Consider the following 10,892-nt stretch of genomic DNA (forward strand, 5'->3'; position numbering starts at 1 on the left):
GCAGACGGCCGCGGCCGTGGCCGCCGCGACGAGGAGCGCGGCGGCCATCAGCAGCAGGGAGACGCCGAGCGCCTGGACGACAGCGGGGGTGACCTCGGCGCCCGAGATCCACGAGCGGCCCGCGTCACCGCGCGCAAGTCCGCCGAACCACTCCCCCAGCAGCTTCAACGGTCCCGCGTCGAGGCCGAGTTCGTCCCGTACGGCCGCCAGCGCCTCCGGCGTGGGGTCGCGTTCGGCCGAGCGCGCCTTGAGGACGGTGAGCGCCGGGTCGGTGCGCGACAGCCACGGCAGCAGGCCGATGCCGCACAGCAGTGCGGTGGCGAGGAGGCCCCGCCAGAGTGCCCGTATCAGCGCCGGGTCCCCGTTCCGATGAGCGTGCGCTCGTACGGGTCGAGGATCACGCCCCGTACCGAGGTGCCGACGCCGGTGATGATCTGCTGGTGGACGAGCGGCACCGTGGCATCGGTGCCGAGGATCGCCGCCTCGGCGTTCATGGCCGCCTGCTGCCGCTTCGCGGTGTCGGACTCCTTCTCGGCGGCGGAGACGGCCCGGTCGACCTTCTTGTCGCAGAGCAGCGCGAGGTTGTAGCTGCCGTCGCAGGTGAAGTCGCTGGCGAGGATGGAGACGGGGTCGCCGGTGTCGAGCAGGGAGTTGCGGGCACCGACGAAGGCGTCGAACTTGCCGGCGAGGGCGTCGCTCTCCAGCCGCGAGTACTCGCGGACCTCCAGCTTCACCTCGAACCCGGCCTTCTGGAGCTGCTGTTGCAGCACCTGGGCGACCTCGGGCAGCTCGGGCCGGTTGTCGTACGTCGCGATGGTCACGGAGGTGCCGCCCGGCTTCGCGGCCTTCGCGCGGCCGGCCGGTTCGACACGCTTGCCTGCGGCCCAGGTCACGGCGGGCCCGAAGATGCCGGCGCCCGCGTCGGCGTAGCCCTCGTAGACGTCCTTGGCGAGGACGGAGCCGTCGACGGCCTCGCGGGCGGCGGCCCGGAGCTTCGGGTCCTTGAAGGCACCCGTCCTGGTGTTGAGGAGGAGGCTGGTGGTGCGGGTGGTGGCCGTCTCACGGCGGGCGCCCCGGTCGAGTGTGGCCGCCTGCGACACGGGAACGGCCTCGGCCATGTCGACCTGGCCGGTGCGCAGGGCGTTGGTGCGGGCGGAGCCGTCGGCTATGAACCTGGCGTCGATGCCGCTCGCCTGGGCGCGGCCGCCCCAGTACGCGTCGTAGCGGTCCAGGGTGGCCGCGGTGGTGCCGGTGACCTTGGTGACCTCGAACGGGCCGGTGGCCGTGCCGACCGGGTCGACCCGTTTGCCGCCGTATGCCTCGGCGGACAGGATCGCGAGGCCGGGGCTGGTGAGCCGGAGCGGCAGGGCGGGGTCCGGGTCCCCGGTGGTGACGCGCACCTGACGGTCGCCGCTCGCCTTCGCGGTGAGCTCGATACCGGAGAGCGCGGGGGTGACCGGCTCGGCCTCGGTGGCGCGGGTGAGGGCGGCGGCGACGGTGGCCGGGGTGACTTCGGTGCCGTCCTGGAAGGTGGCCTCACGCAGGGTGAAAAGCCAGTTCCGGTCGTTCTCACGGGTCCAGGACTCGGCGAGCGCCGGGGCCGCGGCGCCGTTGGCGTCCAGCTTGGTCAGGCCCTCGGTGACGCCCAGCCGGCTGAGGAGGGTGGCGTCGGCGCCGTACGGGGAGAAGTTCTCGGCGGGCGGGAAGGCGAGGGCCACACGCAGCCGGGAGCCGTCGGCGGAGTCGTCGTCGGAGGTGCCACCACCCGAGGCGAAGCAGCCGGTCAGCACGGGGGCGAGGAGCAGGCCGGCGACGACGCGACGGCGGCGGGGAGAGCGCATGGTCCTTGGTTCTCTTCGGGGGACGGAGGTGGCGGTGGAACGCGACGCAGCCTACATGAGAATGATTTTCATTTAACCGGCGAGGGTGCGGCCGCCTCGGGCACCGGGATCTCGAAGTGCACGACCCGCTCCCCCGTCACCTCGCGCTCGTCGCACACGGCCACGCCCTGCGAGCGCCAGAAGTCCTCGGCGCCGGGCACCCCGGGGTCGGTGTGCAGATAGACGGAGCGGTAACCCCCGTCGGCCGCCGCGAAGTCCAGCAGCGCGGCGACCAGCCGCCGGGCCAGCCCGCGCCGCCGGTGCTCGGCGCGCACGTACACACGGCGCAGCTGGGCGGTCTCGCCCGAGGGGTAACGCTCGGCCAGCCGACGGGGGTTGGGCGGATGGGCGGGACCCCGGGAGTCCAGCGCGCCGGTGGCGACGACCATGCCGTCCCGCTCGTCGACCGCCACCAGGAGCACATGCCGGTCGGGGGCGACGTACGCGCCGCACAGATCGATGATGTCCCCGTGCCAGCGCGGCACATAGCCCGTGCCGAAGTCGCGGTAGACGGTGTCGAGCATGACCGCACGGGCGCTGTCGAGGTCGTCGGGCCCTGCCACCCTGATGTCGTAGTTCTGCACCTGCACATCATATGCAATAAGTCTGATCATTCCGCTCGGGGGTGCGAGCGGCCGACCCCCGCCGCGCGCGAGCGGCCGGCTCTCCGCCGGGCGTGAGCGACGGCGCCCGGTCGGCCTGTATACGTCGGTGAGCCTCCAACCGCCGTGCGGGACACGCGTGTCGAGGCGGCTACCGGGTACGTCGTCGGTCATGCGGATGAGCGTGATGGATGTGGGATCGAAAACCGTGAGACTCGTGGTGGCGGACGCCGAGGGCGGTGTGCCACTGCCGGTGCACACCGCCAAGTGGCGCCTGCGGCTGTCCGAGCAGGTGCCGCCCGGGGGCGACGTGCCCGACGAGGCCGTACGGCAGTTGTGCGACGCGGTCACGGCCGCCGCGCGCACGGCGGAGAGATGGGGGGCGTCGACACCACTGGCCTTCGCGACCGCCGTGGTGCGTTCCGCGCCGAACTGCCGGGACGTGCTGCGGGCCGTGCGCGCGGCGACCGGGGTACCGATCTGCACCCTGCCCGGCGAGGTGGAGGCCGAGCTCACCTTCCTCGGGGCGCGACGGTGGATGGGCTGGCGGTCGGGGCCGCTCGCACTGCTGGACATCGGGGGCGGTTCACTGGAGGTGGCCTTCGGGCGGGGCCGGCTGCCGGACTTCGTGGCCTCGCTGCCGCTGGGCGCGAACCGGCTGACCCATGAGTTCTTCCACGGGCAGGACCCGCCGTCGCCGGAGAGCATCAAGGCACTGCGGCGCAGGGTCCGCCATCAGCTCCGGGACGTCTCCGCACGCATCCGCTGGGAGGGGCCGCGCACCGCCGTGGCCACCTCGCGCACCTTCCAGCAGCTCTCCCGGCTGTGCGGATCCGCGCCGGGCCGCCACGGGCCCTTCGTGGACAGGGAGTTGCGGCGCGCGGACCTGGGGGCCGCCGTCTCCCGCCTGGCCGCCCTCCCCGCGGCCGAGCGGGCCGCCCTCCCGGGCATCTCCGCGCCTCGGGCGACGCAGAGCCTGGCCGGGGCACTGGTCGGACACACCGCGATGAAGCTCACCGGCTTGAAGTCCGTGACGCTCTGCCCCTGGGCGATCCGCGAAGGCGTACTGCTGCGGAGCATCGAGGACGGCCCGGCGTGGTGGTCGGAGGTGACGCGGGACACCGATGGCAACGGGCCGGCCGTTTCGAGCGCGGCGGGCGCCGTGCCCCTGCGCATCGCCGCGCCGGCCCGCTGAGCCCACCGCACGGACGGAGCGCCCCATGACCCACCACGACAGGCGGAACCCGCACGGCAGGCCCGAAACCGCCCTGGACGAGGTCCTGCACGAGGTCCCGCACGAGGCGGAGGAGGAGCCCCGGCACGACTGAGGGGCCCGACACCGACGGAACAGCACCCCTTGAACAACGCCCTCAAGCAATGTCAAGACATGAAAGGGGAATTCACCTTTTCGAGTGCTATAGATCTTGCGCCAGGCGTGAAAGGGATGGCCGGCTCCGCGCCGGGGTAGCTAACGGGATCGAATGCGCCCTACCCCTGACGAGGTGGAGCCGCCATGACTCCGGATGCCCATGACCGTGCCGCCCCTCGGCCCGAGGACGTGGCCACCGGACCCGGCCCCGGGCCGGCGGCGGCGGCGACAGCAGCAGCAGCAGCAGCAGCGAACCCGTACGCCCGCACCCGCCGGATCGGGCCGTTCACCGTGATCGAGGTCTCGGGCGAGATCGACGTGGCGTCGGCGGGTCTCGTGGCCGAGCATCTGACGGCCGCCACCACCGGGTCCGCCGAACCGGACGTGCTCGTCGACCTGCGCCACGTCTCCTTCCTCGACTGCTCGGGCCTGCGGGTGCTGTGCCGGGCGGAGGCCGCGGCCGCGGCACGCGGCGGCCGGCTCCGTCTCGTCTCCGACCAGCCCCGGATGCACCGGCTCCTGCGCGCGGCCCGGCTGCTGGGCCGCTTCCCTCCGCTCCCGGAGCTTCCTCCCGTTCCGCCTCCGTCGCCCCCGCCACCGCAACGGCCAAGTCTCAAGTAGCAGTTCAATGAAACGATTGAAGGACCTGCGGCAGGCACACTCCGTTCCGGCCGACGCCGGCACGGAATCCGAGCGATACAGAAGTGGAGACGCGTGAAGTGAAGTTCCTTCTCGAAGTCGACCTGGACAGCACGGACTGGGACGAGGGCACCACCGTCCAGGAACTGGAGCGCATCCTGCGCTACTGGGGCGGCAACCTCCGGCACTGCGAGATCGAACCCGGGGACGGCCAGCCCCTGTACGACTCCGGTCACCAGGAGGTCGGCCGGTGGACCGTCACCCCCGAGTGACCGGCCGAGTTCCCGGCAGGTGATGATGCCGGGGGCCGGCCGCGGCCCCACTCCGCTTCGGCCGGCCCCCGGACGGGATCGCGTGACACACCGCGACAGGGCTCGCGCTCCCCAGCCACGGGCCCTCGCTCATCACTCACGGGGTCACGCAACCCCGGTCTGTCGGCCGCCCGAAGCGGCCTCGTCCACGGAAACGCTCAGAAGGCGTACAGGACGCTCGCGGCGGAGTCCTTCAGACACTGGTTGGCGAAGACGCGCTCGTGCGCGACGCGCTTGCCCTGCCAGACACCGTGCACGGTGACGACGACCGGGTCGTACTGCTTGTTGCACATCACCCCGGCCCGGCCGGTCAGGGCGCCGAGGTCGCCGCCGCTGCGGCGCAGTTCGGCGCAGGCGTCCGCGGGTGCCGGGTGCGTGCCGGAGGCGTTCGGCGCACAGGTCAGGGTGACCGCGCGCTCGGGGGTGACGGCGGCCGCGGTCTCGCCGTGGCCCATGGTCAGGACCAGGGCCGAGGGGGCGTAGAGCCCCGACGCGGCGGGCTCGGGGGCAGCGAGCGCGGAGCCCGTGAGGGGACCGCAGACGGCGGTGGCCGTCAGGGTGAGAGTCGCTGCCCAACGCGCGGTCTTCGGCATGGTGTGCATCCTTCCGCTCTGCAGGAGTGCCCGGACGACCCCGCCACATCTGTCGCGTGTACGAAGCCTGCCCGGACGGTGCCGGATCGGCGAGCGCGAGTCTGCCGGGTCCGAGCCCGGAACACACATCGACCCCACCGGTTTCAGTAACTTTGAGTATTGAATCAGTGGCTCGAAGTCACGGAGTCCGACCATGCGAACCCCGATTCTGAGCGGTTCCCGATCGCCCCATGATCATGAATGGCCGGATCTCCACGGCTGAGCAATCGGCCTGAAACATTCCGCTTCGGCTCGCGACAACCGCCCGAACAGCCCCCACGCGACCGGGAATGGTGGATGATTCATCCATTTCGATTCAGAAGAATGGATGAAGCACCCTCGGCCGCTGCTTGACGCGCATCCTTGACGTCACACCCCGGCGCGCGGCCGGTGCGACCCCGAGGTATTGCGGACCTTTGCCCCTGACAGCGCCCCGGGCGGCAAAGGTTCTCGCACGGCCCGAACCACCGCGGCGGGACCGCGTGGAGGGTCGCGGCGGCGCTCTGCGTGGTGTTCACACATATCCCGGCCCGGCTCGGTGGCCTCACGGGCGGCATCGCCATCAGCGTTCCGCGGTCCGGCCGTGTCGCCGGTCCTGTCCCTCACCTGCTCGGCCTGCCGCCCGAACCACGCGCCGCGTACGGCCCCGAGTGCGGCCGACGGGTCCGTACGACCGACGTCCCGGTACCGCCGCGCACCGGGCCAAAGGCCCCGGCGGACACGCCGCCGTCGGCCACCGCACCCACACCCGCACCCGCCGGCTGTTCCGGCCGACCGTGCGCGTGTCTCCGGCCGACCGTGCGCGTGTCCGTGTGCACGGCTCTGGACGGCGCCCTCCGGGTTCGTCAGGATCGTCGGCGACGCGGGGCGTTCTCGACGGCGAGGGGCAGGACGGACGGATGGCCGAGCACTGGGCGGCCTTCCAGTACGAGATCTACCTGGGCGGGACGGCAGGGGCCATGCCGCGGCTGCCCACCGGTCCGACCCGGCTGGAGGAGTTGGCCGAGCACCGGCTCGGTGCGAGTCCGGTCGGTCATGTCGCGGGCAGCGCGGGGGGGGCGCCCCCACGTCTATGACCTCGCCCTCGACGGGCAGCCCGGTGTGGAACACGTGATCCGGTGTCTGCTCGCCGGGTTCGATCTCACGCTCTCACGCTCGCGCTGTCCGGGCATCGCACACCGGCCACGATCGACGGTGACGGTCTCGTCGGCGGGGAGGGGTGCGTGCCGGTCACCGCTCCCGCCGCCCCTGACCGCCCCGTCCCCGGGGGCTGCGCCCCGTCGACCCGGCTCGGGGGCCGGGTCGTTCGGGTGCCGGGCGAGTGGGGCTTCTCGTGCGGTTCCCCGCGCCCCTGGAAAGCAGGGGCCGCGCCCCGTGCTCGTCGTCTTCTAGGGGCGCGGGGAACCGCACGGGCAACCACACGCCCCTCGCACCCGACGACCGACCCCACTCACAGCCCGAGGCCCGTCAGGAGGTTCGGGAGGTCGAGGGACGTCAGGGGCAGCACCGGAGCGGAGCCGGAGCCCGTCCCGGAGTCGGCGTCCGTGTCCGTCGTCGTGTCGTCGCCCACGGACAGGATCGAACCGCCCTGTTCGGCCTCCGGGGAGACGCTCGGCTCCGGGGAGCCGGACTTCTCCCGCCCCGGGGCCGGGGAGGCGTCGTCCGCCTCCGGCTTCCGGGAGACCGGCTCGGTCTCGGGTGTGGACGCCTCGGAGCCGGAGACGGAGAGGGACTCCGGGCTGGCGGTCACGCCGTCGGTGAGCCAGCGCTGCTGGCTGGAGTTGTCCCGGACCTTGACGACGATGTCGGCATCGGCGTCCCTGGCCACGGGGGCGACGGCGAGACCTTCGCCCCAGCGGGGCAGCAACTCGCCCTGCACGGTGAAGTCGTAGCGCACGTCGTCACCGCGCTTGGAGTCCTCGTCGGCGCACCTGCCGAGGACGACCAATCCGGCGTCGACCTGGGAGTCCAGGCACAGCTCGGGGTTGGCGACACTGCGCAGCAGGCCGTCCGCCTCGTAGGACCACTTCTGGGTCCAGCCGGAGTCGCACACCGCGAGTTCCGTCGAGGCGCCCTTCTCGGCCTTGCCGCCGTGGATGTCGAGGCACAGGTCGGCGGCCTGGTTGCGCAGCCGGGTCTGCTGGGGTGCCGCGGACCGTCCGGACATGGCGGGCGGGGTCGCCGAGCTGGTGTCGGTGGTCGTGTCGTTGCCGGTGTCCGGCGCCGTGGCGACGCCCCCGGTGGCACTGGTGGAGGCGGCGGGATCGGCCCCGCCGCCGTCGTCCGAGAGGAACGCGGCGCCCAGGATGGCCGCGATCAGCGCGCCCGAGGAGACGCCGACGGTGATCAGGGCCCTCGGGTTGCGCGCTCCGGAGATGATCCGGCGGCGCTGTGCGGGGATCTGGGAGAGCAGGCGGTGCCGGCCGCCGCTCCCCGGACGTCTCGAGTGCCCCTTGTCCGGCATGCGGCCGGGCCGGGAGTCGAGATAGCGCCGGGCGCCCCAGCCGAGTACGGCCTCGGCGATGACCCCGCCCAGCCCGCCCTCGAAATGGCTGAGTTGCTCGGCGGCGTAACGGCAGTAGCGGCACTCCAGCAGATGCTGCTGGACATCCGGCAGCAGGGCTCCGCCGCGGCGAATCGGCACGTCCAGCAGCCGGTTGTAGAAGCGGCAATCCTTGGACGGCGCGAGTTCCCGATGGGCGCGGACGCAGCCCTCACGGAATTTGTCGCGCGCCTGTTCCAGCGTGGCCACCGCGCTGTCCGCGTCCAGACCCAGCAGACCAGTGGGTATGGTTATCATTTCGGCTTCTACCTCGGTGTGCCACAACAGGCACTGGGCGACCGCCGGGAGAGCACGGAAAGAGCGCTCGATGAGCTTGCGATTCTCGGGCGTCATGGACTTCGCCGCCCGCATGCCCCGCCCGCCCGCGGGCTTCCTCAGGTCCGACAGGACATGGGAGACACCGCCTTCCGCGGACCACTCCTTGACGGTGTCGCGCGCGGCCACCAGCAGCCGGGGCCGCAGGGCGACACCCGACTCGCCCCGCATCAGCCCGTCGAGCACCCGGTGGAAGGCGGTCGCGGTCACCATCGAGGCGACACCGGACTGGGTGGCGAGGCAGATCACCGCATAGTCGTACGTGGGCTGCCAGTGCCGTGCCATCAGCAGGGCGACGGGGTCGCCGGTCCCGCCTTCCGGCCAGCCCCTCAGCCGGGCCGCGAGAGTCTCGTCGGACTCTCCGGGAACCGGGCCGGGAGCGGGCGGATATGTGGGGCGGGGAGGGTGGGGGGTGTGCACAGAGGGTTCCTTCCAAGGCACAAGATGGCACACGGAGTTGTGGCCGCCGAAAAGGGCCCTGGATTGGTGCGTACCTTTTTGGCGGGCGCAGGGAAAGCGGCCGGGGACCGAGCCGCACGATGACCGTCTCCCTTGAGCCTTTTGGGCCCTTCGGTGACCCGAAAAGCCAAATCGCCTTTCCGGCCGGGCCATTGCCCTTGCGCAGGAAGTTCACCCTTGCACAAGTTACTCATGGCTAACAAGGCACTTGGGCAACATCCGCATCACTAAAAGCAGGTCAGATGACCGGTACCTATGCTTCCGCTTCGCAGAACGAAGCCTTCCGGTTCCTGAATACTCAAGGCTTCAAGCACCCCGTGTGAACCGTACGCACACCCCGGCGGCCCTCGCACGCTCCCGGCACACTGATGGTTCGTTGTTCAATCGGGACGGCCGACTCGGAAGGCCCCGCGCGGAACGGCGGCTCTCCCGCGCGAAACGGCCGCCGACCTTGATCCTCCCGCCCTCGGTCGGCGGCCCCGGGGAAAGGGCGCTTCCGGTCCGCTCAGATCTGCCAGGACCGCAGCCGGTCCGCCGCCACGTAGACGTCCGTGGTCCCGAAGATCAGATCGCGCGCGAGATCCACGAGGGCCCCGTACGGCGGGTTGATGCCAACACCGCTGACGAACATGTACGCCACGGCTGTCGCGCAGGCGAAGCGGGCGTTGGCGGCCGGCAGGGGCTTGAGCACCGCGAGGGTGTGCAGCAGCGCGGCGGCCCGCCAGGCCGGGTCGGAGTCGACACCGAGGCGTGGCGGGTCGACGCGGTGCCGGGCCACAGCCGCGACGAGCGCGGAGAAGTCGTTGATGCTGGGCTGCTCGGGCATGACCTCTTCGTGCCGCTGGAGCAGCCAGGGCACGTCGATGTGGATGACGGAAGCCATCGGTCAGACGGCCCGCCCCTTCGTCCTGGCGGCGGGTTCGTCGTCCGGGAAGGCGGCGGCGAACTCGTCGGCGTGCGCGGTGAAGAACCGGCGGAAGGCCGCCGCACCCTCCTTGAGCGCCCGGTGTCGCACTATGTCGGCCGCGGCCGCCTCGCGCACGAGCGCCTTCATCGACGTACCGCGCTCCTTGGCGATCTGCCGCAGGTCCTCTAGCTCGCGGTCGCTGAACTCCACATTCAGAGCTGGCATGCGCCAACGGTACCTCCCTGGTACTTACCCGTAAATAGTCGCAGGTCACACGGCACGACCTGCGGTACCGAAGCACGTGCGGCCGACGCCCGAAGAGGCGCCGGCCGCACGCGGTCACGCGGTCACGCGGAGGATTCAGATCTGGTCCGCGACGAACGACGCCATGCGGGCCAGTGCCGCGTTCCAGTTGATCGTGTGTTCGTTGGTCGACCAGGACTGGATGTCGTCGATGTAGCAGAACTGGCCGACGCAGCCCTGCAGTTTGCTCTGCGCGTAGGGGTCCTGGATGCCCGAGTTCGGGCCGCCCGCGAGGGTGCCGACCGGCGGGTTGGGCTGGTCCGGGTCGAGTTGGTGGGCGTACCAGCGGCTGTGCTGGTTGCGGGCGTCGACCTCGCCGTAGCCGGTGACGTAGGAGATGTTGAGGGCGTTGCGGCCGAAGAGGTAGTCCATGCTCTGCAGCGCGCCCTCGCGGTACTCGGCCGCGCCGCTGATGTCGTACGCCGTGGCGACGACGACCGCGTTGTTGAGGATCTGGTGGTTGGAGCCCCAGTCGTAGAGGTTGCCGTCGGGTGCGTACGGCATGCCGTAGGGGTGTGCCTTGAGCGTGGCCAGGTACCGGTCGGCGCCCTTGATCACGGAGCGGCGGACCTTGTCACGGCCGGGCAGCTTGTTCGGCACGGTCGCCAGGTCGAGGCGGCCCGCGGCGGCCGTGCGGGCCCAGTCGAAGCCGATGGGACCGAAGATGTCGGCGGTGTGCACGGGCGAGGCGAGGACGTACTCCTTGAACGCCTTCTCACCGGTGGTGAGGTACAGCTGGGCGGCCGCCCAGTAGAACTCGTCGGTGACGTTGTTGTCGGCGTAGGTGCCGCCGCCGATGCCGTCGCTCTCGGAGGCGTGGACCGCCGGGTGCTCCCGGGCAGCGGCCCAGGCCGTGCGGGCCGCGGCGAGCGCCTTCGCGGCGAAGGCGCGGTCGTAGGGGCGGTAGAGGCG

Annotated in this window: 10 protein-coding genes and 2 pseudogenes; 4 read left to right on the plus strand and 8 right to left on the minus strand. The window is 71.7% G+C overall.

Annotated elements, in window-relative coordinates; genetic code table 11:
* The 3 genes and pseudogenes from AWZ10_RS53365 to AWZ10_RS01155 all read right to left on the minus strand — a co-directional run.
* Positions 1-351, minus strand: a pseudogene (locus AWZ10_RS53365) (ABC transporter permease subunit); the annotation flags it as partial.
* The gene (locus tag AWZ10_RS01150) at positions 348-1,841 is read right to left on the minus strand and encodes an ABC transporter substrate-binding protein (protein WP_060890217.1); all 1,494 of its coding nucleotides are present in this window, start codon (positions 1,839-1,841) and stop codon (positions 348-350) included. The pseudogene AWZ10_RS53365 and the gene AWZ10_RS01150, both read right to left, overlap by 4 nt.
* A gap of 68 nt (positions 1,842-1,909) precedes the next feature.
* On the minus strand, positions 1,910-2,464 hold the full coding sequence (locus AWZ10_RS01155; protein WP_060890222.1) for a GNAT family N-acetyltransferase: 555 nt from the start codon (positions 2,462-2,464) through the stop codon (positions 1,910-1,912).
* A 190-nt stretch (positions 2,465-2,654) separates the two neighbouring features.
* On the opposite strand from AWZ10_RS01155, the gene AWZ10_RS01160 reads away from it, so the two are divergent.
* The 3 genes from AWZ10_RS01160 (at position 2,655) to AWZ10_RS01170 (ending at position 4,762) form a co-directional block, all read left to right on the plus strand.
* Positions 2,655-3,677 (plus strand): Ppx/GppA family phosphatase, encoded by a 1,023-nt coding sequence (locus AWZ10_RS01160; protein WP_060890218.1) that lies wholly within the window; start codon positions 2,655-2,657, stop codon positions 3,675-3,677.
* A 318-nt stretch (positions 3,678-3,995) separates the two neighbouring features.
* Positions 3,996-4,472, plus strand: coding sequence for an anti-sigma factor antagonist (locus AWZ10_RS01165; RefSeq protein WP_060890219.1), 477 nt, complete (start codon positions 3,996-3,998; stop codon positions 4,470-4,472).
* Between the two features lie 98 nt (positions 4,473-4,570).
* On the plus strand, positions 4,571-4,762 hold the full coding sequence (locus AWZ10_RS01170) for a hypothetical protein (protein ID WP_037699179.1): 192 nt from the start codon (positions 4,571-4,573) through the stop codon (positions 4,760-4,762).
* Positions 4,763-4,959: 197 nt separating this feature from the next.
* Here the strand turns inward: AWZ10_RS01170 and AWZ10_RS01175 are convergent, their stop codons facing one another.
* On the minus strand, positions 4,960-5,394 hold the full coding sequence (locus AWZ10_RS01175) for a protease inhibitor (RefSeq protein WP_162948783.1): 435 nt from the start codon (positions 5,392-5,394) through the stop codon (positions 4,960-4,962).
* 938 nt (positions 5,395-6,332) lie between these two features.
* On the opposite strand from AWZ10_RS01175, the pseudogene AWZ10_RS55675 reads away from it, so the two are divergent.
* A pseudogene (locus AWZ10_RS55675) lies at positions 6,333-6,488 on the plus strand (alpha-hydroxy-acid oxidizing protein); the annotation flags it as partial.
* Between the two features lie 395 nt (positions 6,489-6,883).
* Here the strand turns inward: AWZ10_RS55675 and AWZ10_RS01180 are convergent.
* From AWZ10_RS01180 to AWZ10_RS01195, 4 genes are all read right to left on the minus strand, one after another.
* A complete protein-coding gene (locus AWZ10_RS01180; protein WP_060890220.1) occupies positions 6,884-8,731 on the minus strand; it encodes an RICIN domain-containing protein in 1,848 nt (615 codons plus the stop codon).
* A gap of 544 nt (positions 8,732-9,275) precedes the next feature.
* Positions 9,276-9,653 (minus strand): hypothetical protein, encoded by a 378-nt coding sequence (locus AWZ10_RS01185; protein WP_060890221.1) that lies wholly within the window; start codon positions 9,651-9,653, stop codon positions 9,276-9,278.
* A 3-nt stretch (positions 9,654-9,656) separates the two neighbouring features.
* On the minus strand, positions 9,657-9,902 hold the full coding sequence (locus tag AWZ10_RS01190) for a hypothetical protein (RefSeq protein WP_046707316.1): 246 nt from the start codon (positions 9,900-9,902) through the stop codon (positions 9,657-9,659).
* Between the two features lie 135 nt (positions 9,903-10,037).
* The coding region (locus AWZ10_RS01195; RefSeq protein ID WP_208618429.1) for a glycoside hydrolase family 9 protein at positions 10,038-10,892 on the minus strand (855 nt) is incomplete at its 5' end.

The organism is Streptomyces europaeiscabiei (assembly GCF_001550375.1).
GTDB classification, from domain to species: domain Bacteria; phylum Actinomycetota; class Actinomycetes; order Streptomycetales; family Streptomycetaceae; genus Streptomyces; species Streptomyces europaeiscabiei.

Bases quoted from the DNA above. Each gene is read 5' to 3' on its own strand.
- AWZ10_RS01150 (WP_060890217.1), bottom strand. From the start codon at position 1,841: ATGCGCTCTCCCCGCCGCCGTCGCGTCGTCGCCGGCCTGCTCCTCGCC.
- AWZ10_RS01160 (WP_060890218.1), top strand. From the start codon at position 2,655: ATGCGGATGAGCGTGATGGATGTGGGATCGAAAACCGTGAGACTCGTG.
- AWZ10_RS01165 (WP_060890219.1), top strand. From the start codon at position 3,996: ATGACTCCGGATGCCCATGACCGTGCCGCCCCTCGGCCCGAGGACGTG.
- AWZ10_RS01175 (WP_162948783.1), bottom strand. From the start codon at position 5,394: ATGCCGAAGACCGCGCGTTGGGCAGCGACTCTCACCCTGACGGCCACC.
- AWZ10_RS01185 (WP_060890221.1), bottom strand. From the start codon at position 9,653: ATGGCTTCCGTCATCCACATCGACGTGCCCTGGCTGCTCCAGCGGCAC.
- AWZ10_RS01190 (WP_046707316.1), bottom strand. From the start codon at position 9,902: ATGCCAGCTCTGAATGTGGAGTTCAGCGACCGCGAGCTAGAGGACCTG.